A 25178-nucleotide genomic window follows, 5' to 3' on the forward strand; every position below is an offset into this window, starting at 1 on the left:
ACGCCATCTCGTTGGCAATCAGAGCCGCGGGACCCTGCGCGAAGAGCCGAAGTTCAGGCAAGATGGAGAAATGGACGCCACTGATGCACTCAATGAGATTGCTTTCTGGCTCGAGCGTGACCTCGCCCCCTCTTTCAAAGTGAAGGCTTTCCGGAACGCAGCGGACACCATTCAGGGAATGGGACGGGATGAGCTGGCTGAGGGAGTCCGGACCGGCCGGCTCAGGAAAATGGGTGGAATCGGGGACAGGACATTCGAGGTCATCAGGCAGGCACTGGAAGGCCAGGTGCCTGACTATCTGGAGAAGCTCCGCAGTGCGGCCAAGCCCCTCGTCCAAGGGGGCCAAGGGCTACGGAAAGCGCTCCGCGGGGACCTCCACAGCCACAGTGACTGGTCCGACGGCGGTTCCCCCATTGAGGTCATGGCGGACACGGCGCGGATGCTGGGGCACGAATATCTGGCCCTGACGGACCATTCCCCGAATCTGAAAGTTGCCAACGGGCTGACACCCGAACGCCTCGCAAAGCAGCTTGACGTGGTGGCCCTCATCAATGAACAAAGCGGGACTGAACAGTCCGACGGGTTCCGCCTCCTGACGGGTATCGAGGTGGACATTCTGGAGGACGGCACCTTGGACCAGGAGCCCGCCATGCTGGACACCCTCGACGTCGTGGTGGCGAGTGTGCATTCGAAGCTTCGCTCGGACAAGGGCACCATGACCAGGAGAATGCTGGGAGGCATCAGGGACCCCCACACCAATGTTCTTGGCCACTGCACTGGCCGGCTCGTCACCGGCTCCAGGGGCACGCGCCCCGAATCGGAGTTCGACGCCGAAAGGGTGTTTGCAGCATGTGTTGAGAACGACGTCGCAGTCGAAATCAACTCCCGGCCGGAGCGTCAGGACCCGCCGGACAACCTGATCCAGCTGGCCCTCGACGCGGGCTGCCTGTTCAGTATCGACAGTGACGCCCATGCCCCCGGCCAGCTCGATTTCCTCCAGTACGGCGCGGAGCGGGCTGTCCTGAACGAGGTGCCGGCGGACAGGATCGTCACCACGTGGCCCCTGGAAAAACTCCTTGAGTGGACGCGGCGTAAACGCTGAGAGCAGCTGTTCGCCCACGGCAAAAGTGCCCCCGCACGGCCGCAGCTTAAAGTTGAGCGTTGTACACTCAACTTAGAAAATCTTCCCCGAAAGGAGCCCTGTATGGACGCCAATTTCACCATCAAGAGCCAGGAGGCTCTTTCGGCCGCAGCCATGAATGCCTCCACGGCAGGAAATCCGCAGGTGGAGCCTGCGCACCTGCTGAAGGCGCTCATGGACCAGCGCGAGGGTGTCGCCGTCGCACTCCTGCGCGCCACCGGTGCCGACGTCGATGCTGTCAGCGTCCAGGCCAGCTCGGCCATCAAGGCCCTCCCCGCTACATCGGGATCTTCCACCCAGCAGGCCCAGCTGTCCCGGCCCGCTCTTCAGGCTATCCAGAACGCCAAAAACGAGGCTGACAAGCTGGGGGATACCCACATCTCCACCGAAGTCCTGCTGCTCGGGATTTCTGCCGGCAACGACGCCGCTGCAAGGTTATTGCGCGACGCCGGTGCCTCCCATGAAGCGCTCCTTGCCGCCTTGCCGGGCCTCCGCGGGGACCGGAAGGTGACCAGTGAGAACCCCGAAAACACCTTCCAGTCGCTGGAAAAGTACGGCACGGACCTGACGGACATGGCCAGGGCGGGCAAGCTGGACCCCGTCATCGGGCGCGATTCCGAGATCCGCCGCATCATCCAGGTGCTGAGCCGCCGCACCAAGAACAACCCCGTCATCATTGGTGAACCAGGCGTTGGCAAGACGGCCGTCGTCGAAGGCCTGGCCCAGCGGATCGTGGCCGGCGACGTCCCGGAAAGCCTCCGTGGCAAAAGCCTGATCGCCCTGGACCTGGCTTCAATGGTGGCCGGGGCTAAGTACCGCGGGGAATTTGAGGAGCGCCTCAAGGCTGTCCTCGAGGAGATCAAGAACTCCGAGGGGCAGATCGTCACTTTCATCGACGAGATCCACACCGTGGTGGGCGCGGGCGCCACCGGGGACAGCTCCATGGATGCCGGCAACATGCTCAAACCCATGCTTGCCCGCGGAGAACTGCGCCTGATCGGTGCCACAACCCTTGACGAATACCGCGAGAACATCGAGAAAGACCCGGCGCTCGAGCGGCGCTTCCAGCAGGTCTACGTCGGGGAGCCGAGCGTGGATGACACCATCAGCATCCTGCGTGGCCTCAAGGAGCGCTACGAGGCCCACCACAAGGTAGCTATTGCCGACTCCGCCCTTGTAGCTGCTGCCACGTTGTCCCACCGGTACATTTCCGGGCGGCAGTTGCCGGACAAGGCGATCGACCTTGTGGACGAGGCCGCGTCCCGCTTGCGGATGGAAATTGACTCCGCCCCGGAGGAAATCGACCAGCTGCGGCGCCAGGTGGACCGGCTCACCATGGAGGAACTAGCCCTCAGCGGCGAAACCGACGCCGCTTCCGTGGAACGCCTTGCTGCACTCCGCGCGGACATGGCGGACAAGAAGGAACAGCTCGATGCGCTGAACGCGCGCTGGGAAGCTGAAAAGGCCGGACTCAACCGCGTGGGCGACCTCAAAGCCAAGCTGGACGAACTGCGCTCCGCGGCGGACAAGGCCCAGCGCGAAGGTGACCTGGAGACGGCGTCACGCGTGCTTTACGGTGAGATTCCTGCCCTTGAATGGGAGCTGAACGCCGCCGCCGAGGCCGAGGCGGCCGTGACGGACAAGTCCAACCAGATGGTGGCCGAGGACGTCACCGCGGATGACATCGCTGAAGTCATCTCCGCCTGGACCGGGATTCCGGCAGGGCGGATGCTGCAAGGCGAAAGCCAGAAGCTGCTGAACATGGAGCAGGTGCTGGGGGCGCGGCTGATCGGTCAAACCAAGGCAGTCGCTGCCGTCTCGGATGCTGTTCGCCGTGCCCGTGCAGGCATCAGCGACCCCAACCGGCCCACCGGTTCCTTCCTGTTCCTGGGCCCCACCGGCGTGGGGAAGACGGAGCTGGCCAAGGCGCTGGCGGACTTCCTGTTCGACGACGAACGGGCCATGGTCCGGATCGACATGTCCGAGTACTCGGAGAAGCACTCCGTGGCACGGCTGGTGGGTGCCCCTCCCGGCTACGTGGGTTATGAGGAAGGCGGTCAGCTGACTGAAGCCGTCCGTCGTCGTCCGTACTCCGTGATCCTTCTGGACGAGGTGGAGAAGGCCCACCCTGAAGTCTTCGACATCCTCCTGCAGGTGCTCGACGACGGCCGGCTGACCGACGGCCAGGGCCGCACCGTTGACTTCCGGAATGTGATCCTGGTGCTTACGTCCAACCTGGGCAGCCAGTTCCTGGTAGATCAGACCCCGGATGAGAAGGCGAAGCGGAACGCCGTGATGGCTGCAGTGAACGCATCCTTCAAGCCCGAATTCCTCAACCGGCTTGACGAAGTGGTGCTCTTCGACGCCCTTACCATCGACGAACTCGCAAAGATCGTTGAGCTTCAGGTGAACGAACTCGCCGCGCGGCTGCATGGGCGGCGGCTGACGTTGGAGGTCACGGATAGTGCACGGGCCTGGCTGGCGATGTCCGGATTTGACCCCGCCTATGGCGCCCGCCCGCTGCGCCGCCTGGTCCAGCGCGAGATCGGCGACCGGTTGGCCAGGGCGCTGCTCGCCGGGGACATCACCGACGGCGACACAGTCCTCGTTGACACCGCCGCCGACGTCGACGAGCTCACCGTCGAGGGCCTGATGACAGCAGGCATGAATGACGGCAGGGAACTCGTAGGAAGCGGTCTGTCGGTCCGCCGTAAGGACTAGCGAAGGCCCCGGGATTATCAGGGCCGGAAAGGGCAGCAGCGTTCGGGGAAACTGCTCAGGGGAGCAGGGTCTCCTTGATGACGTTGCCGTCCTGGGCGGTGACGTAGCAGTCCACGCGGCGGTCGCCTGTTTCCCAGCTTGTAGTGCTCGGGAATGCCGTGCGCTGTAAGAGCACGTAGTTTGCCTCGGCGCCATTGAGTTTGGCGTTCTGGCAGATTTCGCGCCCCTTGGTTCTGAGCGCATCTTGCCCCGGGTAGGCGTCGCTTTCCGGATAGTGATGGACAGCGACGAGTTGAGCTGAGTGCTCCGTGTCGCATGCCACCATAGTGGAGCCTGTGGCGTTGGGGTCGAAGTCCTTGAAACAGTCACCGAGGCGGAAGTCCAACGGACTCACGCCTTCCCTGGGGAGCGGAAGGGGGCTCGCGTCGGCAGTGGGCGCAGGGGTGCCGCCGTCGGAAGCCTGTTCACTCCGGGAATTTGTATTGAGGAAGGTCATCAAACCCCAGGCCATCAGCCCCAGCAGCACCAGGCCGGTTGCAATGATGCTGCCGTTGATGAGGAGCTGCTTGGTGCGGTCTGACATAGGCTGTCTCGGCTTCCGTTCGGCTGCCGCTGGCTTAAATTCAGTTTGTTCCCGAGTACTTGGCTCAATCGGTTCCCAGGTGCCTGTTTCGGGCGCGTCAGGTTCAGGAGTTCTTGTTTCAGGCGCGCTGGGTTCGGGCGGCATCTTGGCCGTTTCCGGAAGGACTGCCGGTTTTAGTGGCGGGGCGGGAGGAGTTACGGCATTGGGAACGGTGGGAGGTTTTGCAGGTTGCGGCGGCACATGCGGGGTGCTTTTACCCGTGCCGGAGGCGGGCTGATGCGAGTCGTCTTTGTTCTGCCCGGCATCTTTTCTATCCACTGCGGACCTCACCTCTTCCCTGCTGGTTCTGGTGCGGGATACAGGCTGTAGCCAGCAAATCCGTGCATCCCCCACCCCGACTCTACCCAAGAAACAGTCAGGGAAGTGGTCTACGAAGTGTGCACCACGCGAGACTCTTCCCACAGGGGCGGTGAACTGGCGCGCAGTTGCCCCAGAAAGCATGTAACCTAGGTGTACGACAAATTGACCAAACATTCCGGGGCCTCACCGATCGCCAAGGTGACCACCTCCGGTCCAAGTACAAAAGGGGGTCACGCCATGGGGCGCGGCCGTCAAAAGGCAAAAGCTACAAAGCAGGCTCGGGACATCAAGTACTACTCCCCGAACACTGACTACACGGCACTTCAGCGTGAGCTGACGGGCCCGGGAAGTCGTGCCACGAGCCATTTCGCGGATGACCCGGTAGAACCGGACTATTCAGCTTATGTGGATAAGTACGCGGACGATTTGGAAGAAGACGACGACGAGGTAGACAGCCGCCGCATCGGCTAGTTGTCGCTCACTGAACTTGCCGTAAGGCTCACTCAGTAGCGTGTCGCCGTCGTACATGAAGTGCGATGCTTCTTTTTCGGTACCCGAATCCATGCGTGCATGGACGAGGAGTTCCGACCTCAGTTATCAGGCCCGTTGGCACACTGTTTCTTTGTGTGCCAACGGGCTTTCTGTTTAACCAATTCATCTTGCCGGCCTGCGGTTCGACTGTTGGTAGGGACCCTTTCCGGCACTAGATTGATTGGGTTACCGAAAGCTGTGGAGGGATGATCATGTCGCGAGTTGAACGCTACCAAGAAGGCGAACCCTGCTGGGCGGACGTCCAAACTCCAGACGTAGAGGCAGCCAAAACCTTCTATGCCGCCGTCTTCGGGTGGACCTTCCAGGACCTTCCCACGCCGGACGGCCGAAGCTACGCTCAGGCGTTCATCGGCGAGGAACTGGTCAGTGTGATCGCGCCCCAGAACCCGAGCCAGGAGGCTGCAGGCCAGGCCGCCCAATGGAACGTGTATTTTGCCGCCGATGATGCCCGGAGCCTTGCCCACGACGTGGTCCACGCTGGCGGCACAGTCCAGTTCGGGCCGGAGGACGTGGCGGATACGGGGGTGATGCTCTTTATGGAGGTGCCCGGCGGCGGCACAACGGGAGTATGGCAGGCCGGCACGCATAAGGGCTCGGGGTTGCACAACGAGCACGGCGCATTCGCCTGGGCGGAGCTGCTGACGCCCGAGCCGCAGACCGCCGTCGCGTTTTTCCAGCACCTTTTTGGCCACGACGTCACCGAATACGCCCAGGACGACGGCGGCACTTACATCACGCTGATGGTGAACGGCGCTGAGGTGGCCGGAATCGCATCGGCGGGAGGTGCCGTCGGCGATAAAGCGACGGCATCACCTGCCGGCCAGGGCTGGCAGGTCTACTTCGGTGTGTCCAGCGCTTCCGAAGCTGTTATGGCAGCTGCGGCGGCCGGAGCGGAAGTTCTGGTGGAGCCTGAGTTTGCTGAGGATGCCGGAACCCTCGTGGCAACGCTGAAGGACCCCCAGGGCGGCGTCTTCAGTGTGGTGGAAATCGAGCCCACTCCCTAAACACCATCGCGGTGAAGCGGTAGGGCTAGGCGTAGGCGTTGACCAGGCGGACAGCGCCGCCGTCCACACCCTTGGCACCCTGGACGTAGTCCACTCCGGTCTTGATGATGGAGTCGGAATCCTGTTCCACTGTGCCCATGATCCATGAAGGCAGGCCTCGGTCGTTCAGGCGATTCACAGCGGCGTCGGCAACTTCCGGAGAAACAATAGCCACCATGCCCACGCCCAGATTCAGTGTGCGCTCCAGATCCGCGAGAGGCACGTTGCCGAGCTCGGAGACCAGCTTGAAGATGGCCGGCAGTTCCCAGGTTGCCCTGTCCACCGTGGCTACGAGGCCCTGCGGGAGAACGCGGGCGAGGTTCGCCGCGAGGCCTCCGCCGGTGACGTGGCTGAAGCCGTGGACTCCTGCCCCGGAGTTGACCGGGAAAGTCCGGGCAAGGTCCAGGCAATCGGCGGCGTAAACGCGGGTGGGTTCCAGCAGTTCTTCGCCGAGGGTGCGCCCCAGTTCGGAGACCTGGCGGTCCAGTGCCCAGCCGGCGTGGTTGATGACCCGGCGGACCAGGGAGTAGCCGTTGGAGTGCAGTCCGGACGAGGCCATGCCGATCACAACGTCGCCCGCACGGACACGGTCGGGGCCAAGCAGGGAATCGGCTTCGACCACACCGGTGGCAGCACCGGCAACATCGTATTCGTGCTCGCCCAACAGGCCCGGGTGCTCTGCGGTTTCGCCGCCCACCAGCGCGGTACCGGCCACGGAGCAGGCGGCGGCAATGCCGCGGACGATGTCCGCGATGCGTTCGGGAACAACTTTGCCGCAGGCAATGTAGTCAGTCATGAACAGCGGCTCGGCGCCCACCACCACGATGTCGTCCACCACCATGCCCACGAGGTCGTAGCCAATGGTGTCGTGGATGTCCATGGCCTGGGCGATGGCGACCTTGGTGCCCACGCCGTCCGTGGAAGTTGCCAGCAGCGGACGCTTGTAGGTCAGCAGCCGGGAGACGTCATAAAGGCCCGCAAAGCCGCCCACTCCACCAAGCACCGAGGAATTGTGGGTCGCCTTGACCGCGCCCTTCATCAGCTCGACGGCGCGGTCGCCCGCTTCGACGTCGACGCCGGCAGAGGCGTAGGTGATTCCGGTGCTGTTGGCTCCGGTGGCTGGGGAAGCGGAAGTCATACTGGCTCTTTCTTGTCAGAGTCGATCAGGCGATCAGCGTCAGTCAGCAGGTTTTCAAATTCGGAGTCGGGCCCCGGATCGCAGCCGGTGGCGCCGGCTTTTTCCGCGGGATCCTCGTCAGCCGGTACCTCGTCGGAGGGGCTGACCGGAGCGGAGGCTCCGGCGGCCGGGAGGCCGCCGAGGTCTGTGCGCTCAAGCAGGTTCTTGCCCAGCTTGTCCGCGCCCGGGAGCTCGATGGGATATTTGCCCGTGAAGCAGGCGGTGCACAGGCGTTCGCGCGGCTGCTGGGTGGCGCCGATCATGCCATCTTCGGAGATGTAGGCCAGGGAGTCGGCCCCGATGGCCTGGGTGATCTCATCCACGGTGGCTCCGTTGGCAATGAGCTCTGCCCGGGAAGCGAAGTCGATGCCGTAGAAGCATGGCCATTTCACTGGTGGCGAGGAAATCTTGATGTGGACGCTGGCGGCACCGGCCTCGCGGAGCATCCGGACGATGGCGCGCTGGGTGTTGCCGCGGACAATCGAATCGTCCACCACGACAACACGCTTTCCGCGGATCACTGATTCCAGGGCGTTGAGCTTGAGCCTGATGCCCAGTTGGCGCAGCGTCTGCGATGGCTGGATGAAGGTACGGCCCACATAGGAGTTCTTGACGAACCCGTGGGCGAAGGGGATGCCGGATTCCTCGGCGTAGCCCACGGCTGCCGGCGTTCCTGATTCTGGGACCGGGATGACCAGGTCGGCTTCCTGGGTGTTTTCCCGGGCCAGCTGACGGCCCATTTCAACACGGGACTCGTACACGGAGCGTCCTGCGATGGAGGCGTCCGGGCGGGCGAGGTAGACGTACTCGAAAACGCAACCGGCCGGCGTCGCCTCCGCAAACCGTACGGACCTTACGCCGGCTTCGTCGATGGCGATGAATTCGCCGGGTTCGATCTCGCGGATGAAGCTGGCGCCGACGGTGGCCAGGGCTGATTGCTCGGAGGCGACAACCCAGCCGCGTTCCAGCCTGCCGAGGCACAGGGGGCGGATGCCGTAGGTGTCGCGTGCGGCGTACAGGGTGCCTTCGTCCATGAAGACGAAGCAGAATCCGCCCTTGATCTTGGGCAGGAGCTCGATTGCAGTCTGCTCCAGCGACTTGCCGGGTTCGCCTTCCAGGAGCGCCGTGACCAGGGCGGTATCTGAGGTGTTTCCCTGCTTCATTTCGCCGCTGAGCTGGCCGCCGTTGCGGCTCATGATCATGGCCTTGAGCTCGGCAGTGTTGGTGAGGTTGCCGTTATGCGCCAGGGCGACGGTGCCCGTGGAGGTGGCGCCGAGGGTGGGCTGGGCGTTGGCCCAGTGGCTTGCGCCGGTGGTGGAGTAACGGCAGTGGCCTACGGCAAGGTGCCCCGTCAGAGTGTTCAGCGTGGTCTCGTCAAAGACCTGGGACACCAGGCCCATGTCCTTGTAGACGTTGATCCGCTTGCCGTCGGAAGTGGCTATGCCAGCCGACTCCTGACCGCGGTGCTGCAATGCATACAGCCCGTAGTAGGTGAGTTTTGCTACTTCTTCACCTGGTGCCCAGACCCCAAAGACGCCACATGCGTCCTGAGGGCCTTTTTCGCCAGGGAGAAGATCATGAGAAAGTTTTCCGTCGCCGCGTGCCACTGGTCGATTATCTCACGCCCTACGCTAAGACTTTTCCGGCGGGGCATTTATGACTGCGGGGAAGGCCGGCCGTCCGAGCCTGCGTCGGGGTTGATTTCCGTCTCACCATCAGTATCGGGAACGGATTCGACGACGGCGTGCTCGACGCGCCGTACGCTCAGGCGGTCCAGTATGAGGGCTGCAGCGGCGCCGAGGAGGGCCCCGCCGGCAGCGAACAGGATCATGAAGAAACCAAAAACTGAACCGGGGTCATAGCTGGCACTCCCCGGCACTGCAAAGGCGACGACGGCCGCTACCGCCACGCCCACAATGCCGCCCAGTATGAGGAAAGGCACATACCTGGGAGCCCTGCGAACAGTGACGCCCCGGCGCTCCGGCTCCGGAAGCGGATTGTTGCCTGCAGGGCCGGGAGTTTCTTCGAAAGACATGCCATCAAGCCTACTGTGCGGTGTGTCCTTCAGTGATGCGGGTAGCAATCGACAGGGTTACTCGGGCTGCCTACGATTAATTCCCAGAGGAGGACGATGAAAGCATATGAATCGCTCCCGCCTGCAGCGCGAAGGCTCGCGAAGTGGGGGTCTATTGGATTGCTGTTGGCTGTAGGGCTTGGCCTGGTGCTGATGACGTTCCTGGAGTTCTGGACGGCGTTCTTCATTGCCCTGGGACTGTACCTGGCGCTTTTCGGCCCGCTGAATGCGGCGGCACGAAGGGAACACCTCCAGATGCTGCGGAATCGAAACCGGTCCTGAGAGTTCACCTCATGTCAGCCAGGGGCCGAGATGCCGTAACTGTACATGGAAACTAAGTACGCTTACTATTGCTTACCAAAGGAGAACACCTGCTTGTCCGAGCAGCCACTCCGGGCCTCTTGGTCCCGGCCCGATCGCTGAAGGGAGACCTGGCATGGCCACTGATTATGACGCCCCCCGGAAGTCCGAAGCAGATGTGGTCCCTGAATCTCTCGACGAGCTCCAAGCAGTCCCGGGCGCAGTCCGCACCAGGGATGCCGACATCGATGAAGCTGAGACTGCAGAAGGCGTTGAGCTACCCGGAGCTGACCTCTCGAATCTGGAACTGACAGTCGAGATCGTTCCGCCCCAGAAGGATGAGTTCGTCTGCTCGTCGTGTTTCCTGGTCCGCCACCGGTCACAGGTTGCCCGTGAGGCCAACGGCATGACCTACTGCAGTGAGTGTGAAGGGTAGACCCGTAATGGGTGAAGACAAGGAACAGCACCGCGACGACGATTTGTACCGTACCGGAGTCAACGATCACGCCTGGGAACGAGAGCATCGCACTCCCACCACCGGCCAGCTCCGGGCCATCGGCTACCGGCGCCGTGACGCCGAAGCGAAGCTGGAGCAACACCTCCAGGAAGCCCGCCACAAAAATGAGGATGAGCAGGACGTCAAAAGCGAAGACGATAGCAAGCAGCCGCCGTCGGACAAGCAGTAAGAATAAGTTTCAGAATGGCCCATCCGTTGTGCCTTCGCTCCCGAATACCTGCTAGAACCAGCAGGTTCTGTTACCCATTCCTCATAGGTATTCATCAGGAGCGATCATGACAACAGTCAGCAACTCACGCACCGGGGTGCGCACTAACGTGCAAAAGGCAGCTTTGGCTATCGGTGCCGTTTTCCTCCTCGTCGGAATTCTGGGCTTCATCCCGGGGATCACCAGCAACGCGGACCAGTTGAGCTTCGCCGGGCACCACTCAGGCGCCATGCTTCTGGGCCTGTTCCAGGTTTCCGTGCTGCATAACGCCGTGCACCTGTTGTTCGGCGTTGCGGGACTGGTCCTTGCCCGCAACGCCTCAGGGGCCCGTTCCTACTTGCTCTTCGGAGGCATCATTTACCTGGTCCTCTGGATTTATGGACTGGTGGTTGATCAGGAATCGGCCGGCAACTTCGTCCCGCTGAACGCTGCTGACAACTGGCTTCACCTGCTGCTGGGCGTGGCCATGATTGCGCTCGCCCTGGTTCTCACCAGGGGCCGGAACAACCAGGCCCGGGCGCACGCATAACGGACCACGTGTAAAGCCAAAGCCGCACTAAGGGAAGCTGAGCTGGTGCGGCCCGGCGGATGGTCAGGGCTGACCTGTCCTCCCCGGGCCGCCAGCCAGCAGATAGGAATCCTCCAGGAGCTCACGGAGCTCCTCTTTGGTCACCTTCTCCAACCGCACCAGGACCAGTTGAGGCGAGCGATCGTGATGGGGAGTCCAGAAGTACGTTTCGGGATCCGTGCCGGCCAGCGCCTCACGCTCTGAGGTTTTGACTGTGAGAACGCCCTCCTCCCAAATCCTGGCCATGAGCGTTCGGGCAAACCAGGCCGGCTGGTTCCAACTGAGCCGCTCAGTCACCCCTGGCATGGCCAGACAGATGTTCCGCACGTCCTCTTCGCTGGGCATGCCTTACTCAGCTGCCGCGGTAGGTGGAGTAGCCAAAGGGGCTCAGCAGCAGGGGCACGTGGTAGTGCTCACCGGGGCCGGTAATGGTGAACACCAGGTCCACCTCGGGAAAGAATGTTTCGGTTCTCAGGGCCTCGTAGTAGCTCCCGGTACCGAAATTGAGGCGATACCTACCCTCCGGTAACTCTGCGGGTCCCAGGTCCTTGATCCGGCCGTCTGTATCTGTGGTGCCGGTGGCCAGCAGGTCCCAGCCGTCGCCGTCGTGAGCATAAAGCCCGACGGCGACTCCCGCAGCCGGCTTCCCAGAGGCTGTGTCCAGGACATGGGTGGTTATCTGTGAAACGCTCATTTGCTGATTACTCCTTGCAGGCGCAGCAGGGCGATTTCCCGCAGCTGTTGGGCAACGATGGCGTGTTCCTGGTCAGGGGTATGGGTGAGGCGTTGCCTGAGTGCGGCCAGGACCTCGGGCGCTGTTCGGCCGGCCGCGCGGATCAGGAACACCTGCCCGAACTTTTCCTCGTATTGGCGGTTGCCTTCAGCGAGTTCCTGTGCCGCCTTCGCATCTTCCGGATCCACCCCTGCCTGCTCGGAACGGGACATGGAGGCTTCGGCGGATTCCGCCGTCGGGCGTTCCCCGATCCGGGGGTGATGGCTTAGCGCCCGCTGGAGCTCTGCGTTGGTGAAGGGGTTTGCGGCAGTCCTGGCCAGATCTGTTAGGGCTTGCAGTGAAGGGAAGGGGCGGGCGTCCGCAATCTGCTCCAGCCAGCGGTCCACATCAAGGCAGGGGCGGAGCGCCGCGAGGGCATCCCCCCGTTGGAGGGCATTGAATGCTGCAAGCTGCATGCTGGATCTTCCTGTGCACAACGTGAAGAGACGGGGAGCAACGGTGTCACGAGACTACAGCACAGCCCTTCGGGACTATGATCCTGATTGGGGGCTGGGGCTGGAGGCCGGGGGTCCTTCAACCAGGGGGTCTCATTGTTCAGTGGCGCTACGCTTCGCTTGCTCCTGATACGCCTAATCGCGCTTTGCATCTTGCTGCTCCTGTCCGCTCCGGCTGCCGCGGCCGTTGCTTCCGAGCACGACGGCGACTCCCTGGCTACCCGTCCCGGCCAACCACTGCTGGGTGCGGTGCTGGAATGGGGCGAGGACGACGCCGTCGGGTTCTCCGAGCGGCTGGGGGCAACGCCGGCCATCCTGGGCCATGAGGTTTCCTTTCCAATGAGCGACGTCGAGCGGCGGTACCTTCGCGAGTTTCTGTCCCAAAATGCAGCCGTGGGCGCCCATGCTCTGCTCACGGTTAACCCCAAAGTTTCCCTGACAGATGTGAACGCGGGCAATGCTGCTGAGCTCGCGGGGAGTCTGGAGCAGCTGGCCGAAGGGTTCCCCGGGAAGCTGCTGATCAGGTTTGCCCCGGACATGAATTCAAGCTGGATGCCATGGGGGCAGCAGCCTGAGGTGTATGTCGCTGCCTTCCGGACAGTGGCGCAGGCATTCTCGGACATGGACGCTGCAGTTATGGTGTGGCAGCCATTCCTCGGCCGCGACTACCCCTATTCCCCCAATCACGCTGCTCCGTCGCCGGGAACCACGGGCTTCGCGGCGCTGGATACCAACGGGGACGGGGCTTGGAACCGCGATGACGATGCCTACTCCCCGTACTATCCGGGCGACGAGTCCGTGGATTGGGTGGGGCTGACTGCCAGCCATGACGATACCGGTGGTGCTGCGGCATTGAACACACTGCCCGCGGACCGGGAACTGGCAGCCATGTTGACCGGCAGTGGGGCTGATGGAGGCAAGGCCGGAGGCGAAAACTTCTACAAGCAATACTCGGGACCGAAACCTTTGCTACTGCAGACCTCGGCATACTACAGCCCGTCCGCCGGCGGTCCCCGCGAAGCTGACGTCAAGTCCGCGTGGTGGCGGCAAGTACTCGCAGAAGTCTCTTCCCCGGCCTTTGACCGGGTGGGGGCCGTGGTGTGGGATGAGCGCACGGCGCAGGGCGACACTGGAACTGTTGCCATCGACTGGCGGCTAACGCGCAACGGCGAAGTTGCTGCGGAGGCCGGGAAGCTTCTCAAGGAGTCCGCTCTGGTCACCGGCCCGGTGACGGAACAGGCCCAGGACTTGGCCCCCTCGTCATCCTCAGCCCCGGCCGGAACGGGATTTTCCGGAAGTGTTTTGTCGGGGCCGGCAGCGTGGCTGGTGGGCGGTGGTGTGTTACTGGGTGCCTGCGTTTTGTGGCTTCTTCCCGCCCGGCTGGGCTCGGCGCGTAACTGGCGCTACGAGGACACTTCTACCCGGGATGCAAGGGTGGACATGCTCCGTGGCCTGGCCATCCTGTTCGTGGTTGTTAACCACGTGGGCATCTCGTCCTTCTTCCAGCTTTTGACCCAGGAAGCAGTGGGCTTCGTTTCGGGTGCGGAGCTGTTCGTGCTGCTTTCGGGGGTGGTGGTGGGAATGGTTTACGGTCCCAAGGCAGCCGATGGCATGGGGGTAGTCCTGGACAAAACCAGCAAACGCGCCGGCAAGCTCTATTTGACAGCGTTGGCTGTGGTGACCCTGGTCTTCATCGTCAGCCTCATCCCGGCGGTGAACACACAGGCCCTGACAACCTTTACGGATCAAGGGACTGGAGGAGCGGGGAGGACTGCTGCGGGTCGGAGCTACGATCTTTTCAGCGGAATGCAGGGGCTCTTGGAGTATCCGGTTCCAGGTGCCGTCATCCCGGCTGTCCTCTTATTGCAGTTCGGGCCTTGGCAGTTCAACGTGATGGGCCTCTACGTGGTGATGCTGCTGCTCAGCCCGCTGATTCTGTGGGCGTTGAGCAGAGGAAAAACAGCCTGGGTTCTGGCCGCCAGTGCTGGGCTCTACGTTATTGGTACAGTGTTCCGCTTCCGGCTGCTGCCCTCCCAGTTTGAGGACTCCTTTCCTTTGCTGGTGTGGCAGGTCTTGTTTGTCCTTGGCATCGCGGCAGGCTACCACCGCGGGCGATTGGTGAATTGGCTAAGAGATCATCGATGGGTGGTGGCGGTGTGCGTGGCACTTACGGTGGCCTTCACGTTTCTGTCGTGGGCAAACCCGTACCTAGCCAACGAGTTCGACGTGCGCGTCGCTTCCCTGAGTGACACGAGTTTCCGTGCCCTGTACGAGAATCTGTTCGGCCGCACGTATCTGGAGCCCGGCCGCCTCCTGAACGTCCTGGTCCTGCTGGTCACCGTCTACGCCCTGCTGACCGCGTACTGGAAGCCACTGGAGCGTGCCTTGGGTTGGCTCCTGATTCCCCTCGGGCGGGCCACGCTTTACGTTTTTATCATCCACATTGTGCTGATCGCTGTGGTTTCCAACATCCCCGGGCTGCAGCAGGACAACATCTGGTTGAACACTGCTGCCTATGCCGGCATGGTGGCGCTTCTTTGGGTGATGGTCCGGACGAGGTTCCTGTTCAAGATCATCCCAACCTGACGCCGTCGTAGATTTTGCCCCAATGACACCCACAACTGACGGGAAGACCTCACAGATGGAAAATGAAACAGCACCGCTGCCGCGGGTCGACGGCGACGACCTCGAGTGGGAGGGCCAGGTTCAGACCTGGAACGATCAGCCCTTCACCGGAATCGAAGTGTGGCGCTTTCCGAATGGCGCCATCGAGAGCGAATCGACGTACAAGGATGGCTTCAAGGACGGACTGGCGCGCACCTGGGACGAGCACGGGCAGCTCCGGTCGCAGTACACATGCCGGCTTGGCGCCGCGTACGGCAACCGCAAGAAGTGGCACGCCAACGGGCAGCTCGCCGAGGACAGCAATTACGAATGGGGCGTACGTCTGGATGAAAAGGCGTACAACGAACAAGGGGTGCTGATCAATGAGTTCATCATGGATCCCTCCGACCCCGAGTCGCACTACGGCATCCTGCTCAATTTCAAGGCTGCCTACGACAAGTACCTGTAAGGAGCCCTTGCTTGTGCGGATACCTCGGCGCATCAAGTGAAGTAGCGCAGCCAGGTGAGCGTCACGTCAGTTCGTCCATGCGCCGGGCAAGGATGTCGTTCATCGCGAGCAGGCCGACCAGCCGGTTGCCTTCGACCACAACGAGCCGGCTGAGGTGGTAGCGGCTCATCAGGGCCGCTGCCTGGCGCACCGACAGGTCCTCGTTGACTGTGATGGCAGGAATTGTGGCGGCGTCGTATACGTTCAGAAGATCCACATCGCCCTCCTGGGCGACCACGGTGTCCAGGAGTTCTCGGTAGCTCAGCATGCCGTAGGCGTCGTGGGCGTGCTGCCGCTCCACCACAAGACTCTTGACCTGGCGCTCCTTCATCATGGACAGTGCCTCGCGCAGGCTGCTGTAGGGGGAGATCGTGACCACCTGGGGGACCATGACATCTTTGACCGTTAGCATCTTCTTCTCTTCCTCCTCGTAAAAGAGTGGGTCGTGTTCAGGCGCCCTCTCGGCGCAGGTGTTCCTCGAAACTGACTACCTGCCGCCTATCTATGCCCGTGAGGTGTTCGATCGGGACGGCGAACGCCAGGCCGCGGGATTCAGTCCCCTTGACCAGGACCTGGTGAAGTTCCTTCAGGATCGGAGCAGTCAGGTGTGCCCCGACAACCATCAGCAACACGGACTGGGTTCCCTCGAAGGTCAGGCCGAAAAACGTTCTTCTGGCTTCGCCACCGATGCCCTTCCCCGCCAGAATTGTCACCCCCGTGGCGCCGACCCGCTGGGCGTGCTGAATCACCTGCTCTTCCAGGTCGTCGGGGGCGATGACAACTATGGCCGTGAATTTCATGCGGGTTCCCTCCTCAGCCGGGGAAATCTCTCCATCACCATGGCATACACCATGACGGATATGACAGGGAATATGGAGGCGAAGGCGATCAGACCGAACCCGTCGATGAGCACGTCCCTTCCCTCCACCGCCGCGGCCAGTCCGATGCCGAGGGCGGTCACCAGCGGGACGGTGACTTCCGACGTCGTCACCCCGCCAAGATCAAAGGCCAGCGCTGTGATGTACTTCGGGGCGAAGAACACCAGGACAATGGCCACTGCGTAGGCGCTCATGATGAAGTAGTGGAACGGCCCTCCCACCAATATGCGGCAGACGCCGAAAGCGATGCCGAGCGCAACCCCGACGGCGACAATGATGCGGACGGCGAACGCGCTGATCCGGCCCGGGGCTGCGTCCTGGGCCTGCTCACCGATCGCCACCAGCGCAGGTTCTGCCATGGTGACAGCGAAGCCGATGAGTAGTCCGAACAGCACAATCAAAACCGGTGTGCCCTGTTCGATGAGCTGCTCGGCCATCATCGTCCCGATCGGAAATAGACCGAGCTTGAGTCCCACCACGAAGGCATAAAGTCCTACCAGGACCATCATGAACCCGACGACGACACGGACAGGGTGGGGCAGTCTTCGCCGGAGCGCAACGAACTGGAAGAACAGAACGACACCCACAATGGGCAGGACCTCGCGGACCATGCCCGCAAGGCCAAAGATCATCCCCACCACCCAGTCGGTTGGATCCGCCCCGGAGTCTGTGACCGGAGGGGCGCCCGCGGAGTCGCCAAAAGTGTAAACCCAGATGCCGTAGAGCTGAACCCCGATCATGGGCACCATCACACACAACGCCACCAGACCAAAACCATCGGCGAGCAGGCTGCGCCCCCTGATCGAATTGGCCAGACCAAGGCCAATCGCGGCGATAAGCGGGACACTGACGATGTTGGTGGTGACCCCGCCCGAATCGTAGGCAAGACCGATGATCTGCGGCGGGGCGATATACGTGAGCCCCAGCGCCAACGCGTAGCCCCCGATCAGCAGTTTGTACACCGCCCAGCCCCGCAGAACACGAAGGATGCCCAGAACCATGACAAGCCCCACCGAAACGGCGATGACAAAGCGGAGCATAATCCCGTTGACCCGCCCCTCACTGACCAGCTGGGCCTGCTCGGCAACAGCGATCACCGCCGGCTCGGCAATAGAGGCTGCGAAGCCGATCGCAAAACCAAACGGCAGCAACAACGCCAAGGCACCGCGGCGGACGAACTGATTGGCCAGGTTCTTTCCAACAGGGAAGATGCTCAGGTCAAGACCGTAGAGGAACAGGGCAATGCCCACGGCTACTATCAGGAGCCCCGTCATCAGCTGCAGAGGCTCATCAGGTAAGGAGCGGAATACCAGCAGTTGAAACAGGACAACGACGATAACGATGGGCAGGAGGTTCTTGAGCGCCTTTAGGAATTCGCTGGCGAATCGACTGAGGTGCTTCATCCGGTCCTCTCCCGGGAATGATCCTGCGAGTAACTGGCTCTCAGTTGTCCGCGAGCTGGGCAACCCGCCGTTCAAGCCGGGAGATCTGGTCGGCGAAGGACGGGCCGTGGAGGATCTCGGAGACCTGCTGGGCCTCGTCCTCCTCGAGCACAAGCGTCACCACGGCCCGATCTGATTCGCTCGAGTCGTAAACGAAGATCTCGCGGCTGCCGGAACGCGAGACAAGGATCCGGAATTGCTGGCCGTCACGGGTCAGGCAGTCGTGCAGCACCCCGGCGCCGGCCAATGTGCTTTGGGTGGTCTCCATTTCGGCCTCCGTCCGTCGGTTTCCAGGTGTACATTCAGTATCACTTCCGGCGACACAGAGGTGCCATCGGGGCTGACACCCATTTTCGGACCGTCGATTGTGCGAGCTCTGGTGCTCGTGGGTGCGAGCCCTCATGGACAAAGGACCAGGCGCGCGCAAGGCTAGTCGCATGCGGACCCTGCCCGAAACCAGGCCTTTCGGCACAATACGCGGCATGCCTCTCAAAGGACCGGCACAGTTGCTGTTCTGGCGGCTGTTCGTCATCAACGGATTGCTCTTCGCGATGGGCACGCTCGTCTTGGCGCTCTCTCCCGCGACAGTGTCGTCGCCCGTCCTGCTCACTGAAGTACCTGTCCTCCTCGTTGGACTGGCTCTCATACTCGCCGCGAACGCCGCATTGGTTCGGGCCAGCCTCGCGCCGCTTGACGCACTGACCGATGTGATGCGCAGGGTGGGCCTGCTTCGACGCGGCGGCGATCGGGCGATCGAAGCCGGCAACGGTGACCTTGGACACCTGATCCGCACCTTCAACGAGATGCTCGATCGGCTGGAGGCGGAGAACACCGCGAGCAGCGCCCTGGCGCTGGCGGCGCAGGAGGGGGAACGCCAGCGGATCTCGCGGGAACTGCACGACCAGATCGGCCAGAGCCTGACCGTTGCTCTCCTGAGCTTGAAGCGAGTCGTCGACAGGTCTCCCGACGATCTCCGCGAGGAGAGCCTCGTCGCCCAAGAGGCCGTCCGCGAGAGCCTTGAGGAGGTCCGTCAGGTGGCGCAGCGCCTGCGCCCGGGCGTGCTCGCGGATCTCGGCCTGCGGAGTGCGCTGAGTTCGCTCGGCTCTGAATTCATGCGCTCGAGCGGGATCCCGCTGAAGTGGGAAATCGATGAGGAGCTCCCGGAGCTCAGCGGGGAAGTCGAACTGGTGCTGTACCGCATCGCGCAGGAGGCACTCACCAACGTGGCCCGGCACGCGCACGCGACACGAGTCGAGTTCAGACTCACCTCATCGGCGAACGGGCTGACCCTTCGGATTCTCGACGACGGGCAGGGCGGGGATCTCCGCGAAGGAGCGGGCATCCGTGGGATGCGCGAACGCGCCCTTCTCATAGGTGCCGCGCTGACTATCACCGTACGGCCAGGTGGGGGGACCGACGTCTGCCTTGTCGTTCCAGGCAGGGAAGCAGGGAGCTTGGACCGTGGCTGACCCGACGCGCATCCTCCTCGCCGACGACCATGCCCTGGTTCGCCGCGGCCTTCGCTTGATCCTTGAGGCGGAACCGGACCTCACCGTTGTGGCCGAGGCAGCCGACGGGGCAGAGGCAGTTACAGCCGCGACTGGGGGTGGGGTTGACCTCGCTGTTCTTGACATCGCCATGCCCCGGATGACCGGCCTTCAGGCGGCACGGGAGATATCGCGGAGCGCACCCAGCGTGCGGATCCTCATCCTCTCGATGTACGACAATGAACAGTACTTCTTCGAGTCGCTGCGGGCCGGGGCCTCAGGTTATGTGCTCAAGTCCGTCGCCGACCGGGACCTCATTGAGGCATGCCGCTCAGCGATGCGTGGGGAGTCCTTCCTTTACCCGGGAGCTGTCACCGCGCTCATCCGCGACTATCTGGAGCGAGACCGTCGTGGTGACCGGATGCCGGACACTATCCTCACTCCCCGCGAGGAGCAGATTACGAAGCTGATCGCAGAGGGGAACTCAGCCAAGGAGATCTCGGACATCCTGACCATCAGTGTGAAGACCGTTGATCGGCACCGGGCGAACATCCTGCAGAAACTGGGGTTGCGCGACCGGCTGGACCTCACCAGGTTTGCCATCCGCACCGGGCTCATCGAGCCGTAGCCGGCCCCTTCTTCGGTCCCTCGTTTTGAGACAGGTTTGAACGGCTCTTCAGCCCGTGGGAGCGTGTTCTCATGAGTAAGGTCTACGACGCGATTGACGAGCGGTTGAGAAGCTTCATTGCACGGCAGCCGGTGTTTTTCGTGGCCACGGCGCCGTTGTCTGCCGATGGCCACGTCAATGTCTCACCTCGGGGACTGCCAGGCACCTTCGCAGTCCTCGACGAGCACACCTTTGCCTGGCTTGACGTCACCGGCAGCGGGAGCGAAACCATTGCCCATCTCCGCGAGAACGGCCGGGTCACGGTCATGTTCTGCGCCTTCGATGGTCCTCCCAACATCGTCCGCCTCCATGGCACCGGGCGTGTCATTAGCCGGTACGACGACGGATTCGAGTCACTCGCCCGTCATTTCGACGACAAGCCCGGCACGAGGGCCGTCATTGTGGTCGACGTCGTACGTGTTTCTGATTCATGCGGATGGGGCGTACCGCTGATGAGTCTGGAAGGTCATCGCGATCTGCTGGGACCCTACTTCGAACGTAAAGGGACTGACGGTAGCGCCCAATACCGGATCGCCAAGAATCGGACAAGCATCGACGGGCTTGCCGCTTACGACTTCGACCCGAGGGCAGCTGATTAGCTGGGGAACATGGAGTCGATGTTTGTGCGCTACCAGGCAAGGATCCCCAACGCCCGTGGCAGCTACCCGGGAATCTTTGCCCTTGCTAACGGCCTGGCAAGGGACGGCAGGCTCAACCGCCAGGACTGGGCTGCCTGGCGGAGAGCGAACGATTACTTCGACTCCGCCTACACAGACCCTTCAACACTGGACAGATCGATCTACGACCGGGCAATCAACCCATTGGCGGAATCCTGGTTTAAGCGCACGGCCACCGGTTTACTAGTCGGAGTCGAGTTCTACACGGATCTCCTTCGCCGCTACGGCGTTGGCTGGCAGGTGGTTTATTCAGACGATCCAGGAAAGGTCCTGTACGCAGACGACGTGCAGATAGTTGTTGCCCCTCATCGAAGGAGATCCGATACGGCGGCAGTGAATCGTCCTTAGCGGGACGCCTTGAAGAGAACGAGCTCTGAACGTCCGTCGTCAGCTGTCACTCCGTGAATCTCGAGGGAACGGGCGACGGGCCGGAAGCCGAGTGTTTCATGCATTCTGATGGATGCCGTGTTGTGCTCGTTCGCGAAGTAGTAAGCATTGAGAGCCCGGCGCCAGATCCAATTCACCCTCATCCGCGTGAGGGCAAGGCCGACTCCTAATCGTCGGAAACCCGGGGCGACCATTACGCCACCCAAATAGTGGCCTGCAGGGGCGATGCCATCGGGGTCAGAGTGATGATGCGTCTTGGCCGCCCCAACGACGTCGCTGTTCATGACCGCCACTAAAACGAGGCGGTTGTTCCCTGGCGCGATCACCTCTTGGGTCCAGCGTGGGCGACCGCTGGCATCGCAAACTGCGTTCACACGTCCGAGGTCATCCGACGCCATTTCACGAATCTGCACGAAACCAGCGTATTAGACGAGTCCATCGGCTCCTTCATTCGTGCGCACTGGCAGCTCCATCTGGTAGTCCTTCACACCATTACGTCTCTTTCCCGGATCAGGCGGATGGCAGCGGCCGCCGCAGCGATGGCGATAGCGGCCATTAGCATGGCGCCCTCGGGGTTGAAGGCTTCAACGGGCATGGCTGAAGAATGCCGGAACGGGCTCAGCTCCTGCAGCCAGACGGGCAGTCCCAGCAGTTCCCCGAACTGTCCCAGGACCAGGGCGGCGGCTAGAGCCCCCCATCCGACTGCGCTGCTCCAGCGGGGTGCGAGTGCGAACACCAGCAGGGTCACGGCAGGGAAGACGAGCGCCGCCGGGATATGTGCCAGAGCTGCGGCAAACACCGTACCGGGGCTGCTGCCCCCTGCTTGTCCCAGCGCGAGCACGACGGCGGCTGAGGCTCCAGCGGCAACGGCAGCCGCCGTCGTCGTAAATACCGCGACGGCGAGGGTACTGCCGAGCCAGCGGAACCGCGACGTCGGGACGGCCAGCAGCAGTTCGGCCCGCCCCTCGGCCTCTTCCGCCCGAAGCCGCAGCACAGCCTCGATGCCCGCGGCAGCTGCCAGGATCCCGGCGATGCCCAACATGGCGGTGGTAAACAGGTCGACCAGACCGGCGTCGCCCGGAACAATGCGGCTCATCAGTTCCGCCACGGACGGATTTCCTTCCAATGCGTCGCGGACCACCGGGCCCAGACCGCCGGCCACGGCCCCCAGCGCAGCGGTGGTGAAGCTCCAGCTGGCTACGCTTCCACGCTGCAGCCTCCACGCCAGGCCCAGCATCGACGCCAGGCCGGCGCCCGCCCGTTCCTCGCCCGAATCGTCCGCCGCGATGTAGCTGGCGCCCAGGTCCCTGCCGCTGCGGAGCGCCACGGCAACCACCACCAGGACTACTGTTGCGGCACCGATAACCAGCAAAGGCAGCGGGTCTGCCTCAGTGAACGGCCGGATGCGCTGTACCCAGCCGATAGGTGAGAACAGCGAAGGCCAGGCGGCGGTGACGTGCAGCAGCGATGAGTCGGCGATGCCGAGGGCGTCGCCGGCACCGCGGATCAGATAGGCGCCACCCACCAGCGCCGCGGCTGTCCCGTTGGCGCTCCTTGCGGAGGGCATGACCTGTGCCAGCAGCGCGGCGGAACCCATGAAGAACAAGCCTACGGCGCCGACAGCCGCGCCGGCCAGGAATGATCCGGGTACCGGGAGTCCTGCACCGATGAATCCGGCGGCAACGGCCACCGCAAGGACGACATTTGCGCAGGTGCCGAGGAGCAGTGTTGCGTACAGGGAAGTCACCCGCGTGACCTGTGTGGAACCGACCAGCTCAAACAGGCCCTGGTCCTCATCGGCGCGCGTGTGCCGGACCACCAGGAATGCACTCATCAACCCGGCCAGCACCGCTGTGAACGAAAAGCCCTGGAAGAACGTGACCGCCCCGGCGCTGATGCCGTCGGGAAGCCCCCGGAGGAACAGGAAGGCCGGACTGGCCGCAGCCACAGAAATCAGGGCGGCCCGCTCATTGTCCTCGCCAAACTGTATAGTGACGGCGGTGGCGGCCGCGTATCCCAGACCGGCGATGCCCAGGATCCCGGCAGCCAAGCTCCCGCGGTCCCTGTGTGCCTGGAGCAGTGCCAGCCGGAGAACGGCGGGCATCAGAGCACCTGGCTCTTGTGGCTGGCTTGCCCGGCATCATGTCCGGCGGCCTGCGCGCCGTAGTGGCGCATGAACAGCTCCTCGAGAGAAGGGGGCGCGGCCGTGATGCCCGTAATGCCTGCGGTAGCCAATGCATCAAGGACGTGGCCCAGGTCCGCTGCATCGGCGTCGAACTCTATAGCAGTCCCGTCGACGCGGAGGTTGTGAATGCCCTGCCATGCGGACAGTACCTCGGGTTTCGCCGCTGCCGTCACTCGGAAGCGGGTACGGGTGAGGTGCCGGAGTTCGGCCAGGGTCCCGGATTCCACGGCCACCCCGGACCGGATGATGGTCACCCTGTCACAGAGCTGTTCCACCTCGGACAGGATGTGGCTGGACAGCAGCACGGTGGCCCCGTCCGACGTGACCCTGCGGACGTGACGGCGGAACACGGTGTCCATGACCGGGTCAAGGCCCGAGCTCGGTTCGTCCAACAGATAGAGTCTGGCGGGGCGGGAAAAGGCCGCGATCAGGGCTGTCTTCTGCCGGTTGCCCTTCGAGTAGGTCCGTGCCTTCTTCCGTGGATCGAAATCGAACTCGTCGATGAGTTCCCGACGCAGGTTTTCATCCACGCCGCCGCGCAGCCCGGCGAGCAGGTCAATGACCTCGCCGCCGGTCAGGTTGGGCCAGAGCGTCACGTCCCCGGGGACGTAGGCAACATCCCGGTGGGCCCGCACCGGCTCAGCCCACGGATCGATGCCGAACACGCGGGCCGTTCCCGCTGTTGGCCGGATGAGGCCCAAAAGTATCCGGAGCGTTGTGGATTTTCCTGCGCCGTTGGGTCCGAGGAAGCCGTGGACCTCGCCTGGCATCACGGACAGGTCCAGGCCTGCCAGCGCGGACGTGCGTCCAAAATTCTTGACAAGGCGCGTGGTGTGGATGACGGGAGTTGGGTCGGTGCTCATGGCCGGTTCCTTAATCGCAGCGATCACGCCCAAGGCAGTTGCCAAGGCATGCCGCAGGCGTTTCCACTTGCGGGCCGACCAGGCTTCCCGGCTCTCCGGTCCTCATCATACAAGCGGTGCAGGGCCTCCGGAAGGGGTGCGATTTAGGCCTCAAACCCTCTTGCGGTCCTTAACTCCAAGTGCTATAAAATCTGTATCAGCGGATATACATCCGGTTCATCGATTGGATCACAGGAGGTATGCGATGTTGATGCTCAACGACCCGTTCCGCCAATTCGACAGGCTGGCCCAGCAGGTCCTCGGCACCACGGCCCGCCCTGCAGCGATGCCCATGGACGCCTGGCGTGAAGGGAGCGAATTTGTGGTTGCGCTGGATCTTCCCGGTGTAGACCTCGACTCGGTGGATCTGGACGTCGAACACAACGTTTTGACGATTAAGGCCGAACGGAAGGACCCTGTCAGCGAAGATACCGAGATGTTCGCCTCCGAACGTCCCCGCGGCGTGTTCAGCCGGCAACTGGTCCTCGGTGAGACCCTGGACACCCAGAACGTCAAGGCCACGTACGACGGCGGCGTCCTCACGGTGCGGATCCCTGTCGCGGAACAGGCGAAGCCCCGCAAGATTGAAATTGAAACCAAGGGCAAACAGCAGCAGATCAACGCCTAAAAGCGCCGCCTAAGAACCGAAAAACAGTGGTCCCCGGCCAACAAGGCCGGGGACCACCTCACCCAGAGCTGCAGGAGTCAGCAGCAACACCCACTTGCCTATAACACGGCTGTTGATCGGGGAGTCCAATGGACGAAGCGACGATCGTCGGCTACCTTGCCGGATACCTCGCGACTTTCATCGCAGTGTTCCTTTACTTCCTCCCGGGACTACTGCTTTTCATTGCGCTGGTGGTGACCGTGGGCCTGTTGCGCCTTCTGGCCCAGCCATTCCTCTTCCTGATCCACAGACTGCACAGGTGAGTTCCTAACCAGCCGCCACGAGGCAGGATTCCGCTGCCCC

30 protein-coding genes are annotated in these 25178 nt (G+C 62.8%); 16 read left to right on the forward strand and 14 right to left on the reverse strand.

Going from position 1 to position 25178, the window contains the following annotated elements:
• Nucleotides 1-70: 70 nt before the first annotated feature.
• Both M1E02_RS02550 and clpB read left to right on the forward strand, forming a co-directional pair.
• On the forward strand, nt 71-1102 hold the full coding sequence (locus tag M1E02_RS02550) for a PHP domain-containing protein (protein ID WP_479376602.1): 1032 nt from the start codon (nt 71-73) through the stop codon (nt 1100-1102).
• A 102-nt stretch (nt 1103-1204) separates the two neighbouring features.
• The gene (gene clpB / locus M1E02_RS02555; RefSeq protein ID WP_479376603.1) at nt 1205-3862 is read left to right on the forward strand and encodes an ATP-dependent chaperone ClpB; all 2658 of its coding nucleotides are present in this window, start codon (nt 1205-1207) and stop codon (nt 3860-3862) included.
• 55 nt (nt 3863-3917) lie between these two features.
• Here the strand turns inward: clpB and M1E02_RS02560 are convergent, their stop codons facing one another.
• Nucleotides 3918-4445, reverse strand: a complete 528-nt coding sequence (locus tag M1E02_RS02560) for a septum formation family protein (RefSeq protein ID WP_479376604.1) — start codon at nt 4443-4445, stop codon at nt 3918-3920.
• Between the two features lie 597 nt (nt 4446-5042).
• Between M1E02_RS02560 and M1E02_RS02565 the strand changes: the two genes are divergently transcribed.
• Both M1E02_RS02565 and M1E02_RS02570 read left to right on the forward strand, forming a co-directional pair.
• The gene (locus tag M1E02_RS02565; RefSeq protein WP_479378039.1) at nt 5043-5276 is read left to right on the forward strand and encodes a DUF3073 domain-containing protein; all 234 of its coding nucleotides are present in this window, start codon (nt 5043-5045) and stop codon (nt 5274-5276) included.
• Between the two features lie 272 nt (nt 5277-5548).
• Nucleotides 5549-6361 (forward strand): VOC family protein, encoded by an 813-nt coding sequence (locus M1E02_RS02570; RefSeq protein ID WP_479376605.1) that lies wholly within the window; start codon nt 5549-5551, stop codon nt 6359-6361.
• 25 nt (nt 6362-6386) lie between these two features.
• Here M1E02_RS02570 and purM read toward each other — a convergent pair whose 3' ends face one another.
• From purM to M1E02_RS02585, 3 genes are read right to left on the reverse strand one after another with little or no spacing between them, the layout of a single operon-like run.
• On the reverse strand, nt 6387-7538 hold the full coding sequence (purM, locus tag M1E02_RS02575) for a phosphoribosylformylglycinamidine cyclo-ligase (RefSeq protein ID WP_479376606.1): 1152 nt from the start codon (nt 7536-7538) through the stop codon (nt 6387-6389).
• Entirely contained in the window at nt 7535-9184 is a 1650-nt protein-coding gene (purF, locus tag M1E02_RS02580) for an amidophosphoribosyltransferase (RefSeq protein WP_479376607.1), read from the reverse strand. Before purF ends, purM begins: the two co-directional genes overlap by 4 nt.
• Before the next feature lie 47 nt (nt 9185-9231).
• A complete protein-coding gene (locus M1E02_RS02585; RefSeq protein ID WP_479376608.1) occupies nt 9232-9612 on the reverse strand; it encodes a hypothetical protein in 381 nt (126 codons plus the stop codon).
• Nucleotides 9613-9708: 96 nt separating this feature from the next.
• Here M1E02_RS02585 and M1E02_RS02590 point away from each other — a divergent pair, with 96 nt between their 5' ends.
• The 4 genes from M1E02_RS02590 to M1E02_RS02605 all read left to right on the forward strand — a co-directional run bounded on the left by M1E02_RS02590 (nt 9709) and on the right by M1E02_RS02605 (nt 11205).
• Entirely contained in the window at nt 9709-9933 is a 225-nt protein-coding gene (locus M1E02_RS02590; RefSeq protein ID WP_479376609.1) for a hypothetical protein, read from the forward strand.
• A 154-nt stretch (nt 9934-10087) separates the two neighbouring features.
• Entirely contained in the window at nt 10088-10387 is a 300-nt protein-coding gene (locus tag M1E02_RS02595; protein WP_479376610.1) for a DUF4193 domain-containing protein, read from the forward strand.
• 7 nt (nt 10388-10394) lie between these two features.
• On the forward strand, nt 10395-10637 hold the full coding sequence (locus tag M1E02_RS02600) for a hypothetical protein (protein ID WP_479376611.1): 243 nt from the start codon (nt 10395-10397) through the stop codon (nt 10635-10637).
• 106 nt (nt 10638-10743) lie between these two features.
• Nucleotides 10744-11205, forward strand: a complete 462-nt coding sequence (locus M1E02_RS02605; RefSeq protein ID WP_479376612.1) for a DUF4383 domain-containing protein — start codon at nt 10744-10746, stop codon at nt 11203-11205.
• 63 nt (nt 11206-11268) lie between these two features.
• On the opposite strand, the gene M1E02_RS02610 is transcribed toward M1E02_RS02605, so the two are convergent.
• The 3 genes from M1E02_RS02610 to uraD are packed head-to-tail and all read right to left on the reverse strand — an operon-like array spanning nt 11269 to nt 12432.
• Nucleotides 11269-11589 carry an MmcQ/YjbR family DNA-binding protein gene (locus M1E02_RS02610; RefSeq protein ID WP_479376613.1) on the reverse strand — a complete coding sequence of 107 codons (321 nt, stop codon included), beginning with the start codon at nt 11587-11589 and terminating at the stop codon, nt 11269-11271.
• A 7-nt stretch (nt 11590-11596) separates the two neighbouring features.
• Nucleotides 11597-11938 carry a hydroxyisourate hydrolase gene (uraH, locus tag M1E02_RS02615; RefSeq protein WP_479376614.1) on the reverse strand — a complete coding sequence of 114 codons (342 nt, stop codon included), beginning with the start codon at nt 11936-11938 and terminating at the stop codon, nt 11597-11599.
• Nucleotides 11935-12432, reverse strand: a complete 498-nt coding sequence (gene uraD / locus M1E02_RS02620) for a 2-oxo-4-hydroxy-4-carboxy-5-ureidoimidazoline decarboxylase (RefSeq protein ID WP_479376615.1) — start codon at nt 12430-12432, stop codon at nt 11935-11937. The genes uraH and uraD overlap by 4 nt, the downstream gene beginning before the upstream one ends.
• Before the next feature lie 189 nt (nt 12433-12621).
• On the opposite strand from uraD, the gene opgC reads away from it, so the two are divergent.
• Nucleotides 12622-15057 (forward strand): OpgC domain-containing protein, encoded by a 2436-nt coding sequence (gene opgC, locus M1E02_RS02625; protein ID WP_479378040.1) that lies wholly within the window; start codon nt 12622-12624, stop codon nt 15055-15057.
• 22 nt (nt 15058-15079) lie between these two features.
• Nucleotides 15080-15544, forward strand: coding sequence for a toxin-antitoxin system YwqK family antitoxin (locus M1E02_RS02630; RefSeq protein WP_479376616.1), 465 nt, complete (start codon nt 15080-15082; stop codon nt 15542-15544).
• 61 nt (nt 15545-15605) lie between these two features.
• Here the strand turns inward: M1E02_RS02630 and M1E02_RS02635 are convergent, their stop codons facing one another.
• From M1E02_RS02635 to M1E02_RS02650, 4 genes are read right to left on the reverse strand one after another with little or no spacing between them, the layout of a single operon-like run.
• Nucleotides 15606-15995 carry a CBS domain-containing protein gene (locus tag M1E02_RS02635; protein ID WP_479376617.1) on the reverse strand — a complete coding sequence of 130 codons (390 nt, stop codon included), beginning with the start codon at nt 15993-15995 and terminating at the stop codon, nt 15606-15608.
• 37 nt (nt 15996-16032) lie between these two features.
• Nucleotides 16033-16383 carry a P-II family nitrogen regulator gene (locus M1E02_RS02640; protein WP_479376618.1) on the reverse strand — a complete coding sequence of 117 codons (351 nt, stop codon included), beginning with the start codon at nt 16381-16383 and terminating at the stop codon, nt 16033-16035.
• Nucleotides 16380-17864, reverse strand: a complete 1485-nt coding sequence (locus M1E02_RS02645) for a DUF1538 domain-containing protein (protein WP_479376619.1) — start codon at nt 17862-17864, stop codon at nt 16380-16382. The genes M1E02_RS02640 and M1E02_RS02645 overlap by 4 nt, the downstream gene beginning before the upstream one ends.
• A gap of 40 nt (nt 17865-17904) precedes the next feature.
• Nucleotides 17905-18171: a cation:proton antiporter regulatory subunit gene (locus M1E02_RS02650; protein WP_479376620.1), complete on the reverse strand. Its 267-nt coding sequence runs from the start codon at nt 18169-18171 to the stop codon at nt 17905-17907.
• A gap of 214 nt (nt 18172-18385) precedes the next feature.
• Between M1E02_RS02650 and M1E02_RS02655 the strand changes: the two genes are divergently transcribed.
• The 4 genes from M1E02_RS02655 to M1E02_RS02670 all read left to right on the forward strand — a co-directional run bounded on the left by M1E02_RS02655 (nt 18386) and on the right by M1E02_RS02670 (nt 21082).
• The gene (locus M1E02_RS02655) at nt 18386-19372 is read left to right on the forward strand and encodes a HAMP domain-containing sensor histidine kinase (RefSeq protein ID WP_479376621.1); all 987 of its coding nucleotides are present in this window, start codon (nt 18386-18388) and stop codon (nt 19370-19372) included.
• Complete coding sequence (locus M1E02_RS02660) at nt 19365-20018, forward strand: response regulator (RefSeq protein ID WP_479376622.1); 654 nt, start codon at nt 19365-19367, stop codon at nt 20016-20018. Before M1E02_RS02655 ends, M1E02_RS02660 begins: the two co-directional genes overlap by 8 nt.
• A 71-nt stretch (nt 20019-20089) precedes the next feature.
• The gene (locus M1E02_RS02665; RefSeq protein WP_479376623.1) at nt 20090-20656 is read left to right on the forward strand and encodes a pyridoxamine 5'-phosphate oxidase family protein; all 567 of its coding nucleotides are present in this window, start codon (nt 20090-20092) and stop codon (nt 20654-20656) included.
• Nucleotides 20657-20665: 9 nt separating this feature from the next.
• Nucleotides 20666-21082, forward strand: a complete 417-nt coding sequence (locus M1E02_RS02670) for a hypothetical protein (RefSeq protein WP_479376624.1) — start codon at nt 20666-20668, stop codon at nt 21080-21082.
• Here the strand turns inward: M1E02_RS02670 and M1E02_RS02675 are convergent.
• The 3 genes from M1E02_RS02675 to M1E02_RS02685 form a co-directional block, all read right to left on the reverse strand.
• Nucleotides 21079-21534 carry an N-acetyltransferase family protein gene (locus M1E02_RS02675; RefSeq protein WP_479376625.1) on the reverse strand — a complete coding sequence of 152 codons (456 nt, stop codon included), beginning with the start codon at nt 21532-21534 and terminating at the stop codon, nt 21079-21081. The genes M1E02_RS02670 and M1E02_RS02675 overlap by 4 nt on opposite strands.
• A 71-nt stretch (nt 21535-21605) precedes the next feature.
• Complete coding sequence (locus M1E02_RS02680; protein WP_479376626.1) at nt 21606-23225, reverse strand: ABC transporter permease; 1620 nt, start codon at nt 23223-23225, stop codon at nt 21606-21608.
• Complete coding sequence (locus tag M1E02_RS02685; RefSeq protein WP_479376627.1) at nt 23225-24169, reverse strand: ABC transporter ATP-binding protein; 945 nt, start codon at nt 24167-24169, stop codon at nt 23225-23227. Before M1E02_RS02685 ends, M1E02_RS02680 begins: the two co-directional genes overlap by 1 nt.
• Before the next feature lie 244 nt (nt 24170-24413).
• Here M1E02_RS02685 and M1E02_RS02690 point away from each other — a divergent pair, with 244 nt between their 5' ends.
• Together M1E02_RS02690 and M1E02_RS02695 are read left to right on the forward strand one after the other, a co-directional pair.
• The gene (locus M1E02_RS02690) at nt 24414-24836 is read left to right on the forward strand and encodes an Hsp20/alpha crystallin family protein (RefSeq protein WP_479376628.1); all 423 of its coding nucleotides are present in this window, start codon (nt 24414-24416) and stop codon (nt 24834-24836) included.
• 128 nt (nt 24837-24964) lie between these two features.
• Nucleotides 24965-25138 carry a hypothetical protein gene (locus M1E02_RS02695; RefSeq protein WP_479376629.1) on the forward strand — a complete coding sequence of 58 codons (174 nt, stop codon included), beginning with the start codon at nt 24965-24967 and terminating at the stop codon, nt 25136-25138.
• Nucleotides 25139-25178 lie beyond the last annotated feature (40 nt).

It is taken from the genome of Arthrobacter sp. Z5-13 (assembly GCF_056499105.1).

Excerpts from the sequence above, each read along its gene's own strand:
- M1E02_RS02550 (WP_479376602.1), top strand. The coding sequence starts at position 71 with ATGGACGCCACTGATGCACTCAATGAGATTGCTTTCTGGCTCGAGCGT.
- clpB (WP_479376603.1), top strand. The coding sequence starts at position 1,205 with ATGGACGCCAATTTCACCATCAAGAGCCAGGAGGCTCTTTCGGCCGCA.
- M1E02_RS02560 (WP_479376604.1), bottom strand. The coding sequence starts at position 4,445 with ATGTCAGACCGCACCAAGCAGCTCCTCATCAACGGCAGCATCATTGCA.
- M1E02_RS02565 (WP_479378039.1), top strand. The coding sequence starts at position 5,043 with ATGGGGCGCGGCCGTCAAAAGGCAAAAGCTACAAAGCAGGCTCGGGAC.
- M1E02_RS02570 (WP_479376605.1), top strand. The coding sequence starts at position 5,549 with ATGTCGCGAGTTGAACGCTACCAAGAAGGCGAACCCTGCTGGGCGGAC.
- purM (WP_479376606.1), bottom strand. The coding sequence starts at position 7,538 with ATGACTTCCGCTTCCCCAGCCACCGGAGCCAACAGCACCGGAATCACC.
- M1E02_RS02585 (WP_479376608.1), bottom strand. The coding sequence starts at position 9,612 with ATGTCTTTCGAAGAAACTCCCGGCCCTGCAGGCAACAATCCGCTTCCG.
- M1E02_RS02590 (WP_479376609.1), top strand. The coding sequence starts at position 9,709 with ATGAAAGCATATGAATCGCTCCCGCCTGCAGCGCGAAGGCTCGCGAAG.
- M1E02_RS02595 (WP_479376610.1), top strand. The coding sequence starts at position 10,088 with ATGGCCACTGATTATGACGCCCCCCGGAAGTCCGAAGCAGATGTGGTC.
- M1E02_RS02600 (WP_479376611.1), top strand. The coding sequence starts at position 10,395 with ATGGGTGAAGACAAGGAACAGCACCGCGACGACGATTTGTACCGTACC.
- M1E02_RS02605 (WP_479376612.1), top strand. The coding sequence starts at position 10,744 with ATGACAACAGTCAGCAACTCACGCACCGGGGTGCGCACTAACGTGCAA.
- M1E02_RS02610 (WP_479376613.1), bottom strand. The coding sequence starts at position 11,589 with ATGCCCAGCGAAGAGGACGTGCGGAACATCTGTCTGGCCATGCCAGGG.
- uraH (WP_479376614.1), bottom strand. The coding sequence starts at position 11,938 with ATGAGCGTTTCACAGATAACCACCCATGTCCTGGACACAGCCTCTGGG.
- uraD (WP_479376615.1), bottom strand. The coding sequence starts at position 12,432 with ATGCAGCTTGCAGCATTCAATGCCCTCCAACGGGGGGATGCCCTCGCG.
- M1E02_RS02630 (WP_479376616.1), top strand. The coding sequence starts at position 15,080 with ATGACACCCACAACTGACGGGAAGACCTCACAGATGGAAAATGAAACA.
- M1E02_RS02635 (WP_479376617.1), bottom strand. The coding sequence starts at position 15,995 with ATGCTAACGGTCAAAGATGTCATGGTCCCCCAGGTGGTCACGATCTCC.
- M1E02_RS02640 (WP_479376618.1), bottom strand. The coding sequence starts at position 16,383 with ATGAAATTCACGGCCATAGTTGTCATCGCCCCCGACGACCTGGAAGAG.
- M1E02_RS02645 (WP_479376619.1), bottom strand. The coding sequence starts at position 17,864 with ATGAAGCACCTCAGTCGATTCGCCAGCGAATTCCTAAAGGCGCTCAAG.
- M1E02_RS02650 (WP_479376620.1), bottom strand. The coding sequence starts at position 18,171 with ATGGAGACCACCCAAAGCACATTGGCCGGCGCCGGGGTGCTGCACGAC.
- M1E02_RS02655 (WP_479376621.1), top strand. The coding sequence starts at position 18,386 with ATGCCTCTCAAAGGACCGGCACAGTTGCTGTTCTGGCGGCTGTTCGTC.
- M1E02_RS02665 (WP_479376623.1), top strand. The coding sequence starts at position 20,090 with ATGAGTAAGGTCTACGACGCGATTGACGAGCGGTTGAGAAGCTTCATT.
- M1E02_RS02670 (WP_479376624.1), top strand. The coding sequence starts at position 20,666 with ATGGAGTCGATGTTTGTGCGCTACCAGGCAAGGATCCCCAACGCCCGT.
- M1E02_RS02680 (WP_479376626.1), bottom strand. The coding sequence starts at position 23,225 with ATGCCCGCCGTTCTCCGGCTGGCACTGCTCCAGGCACACAGGGACCGC.
- M1E02_RS02685 (WP_479376627.1), bottom strand. The coding sequence starts at position 24,169 with ATGAGCACCGACCCAACTCCCGTCATCCACACCACGCGCCTTGTCAAG.
- M1E02_RS02690 (WP_479376628.1), top strand. The coding sequence starts at position 24,414 with ATGTTGATGCTCAACGACCCGTTCCGCCAATTCGACAGGCTGGCCCAG.
- M1E02_RS02695 (WP_479376629.1), top strand. The coding sequence starts at position 24,965 with ATGGACGAAGCGACGATCGTCGGCTACCTTGCCGGATACCTCGCGACT.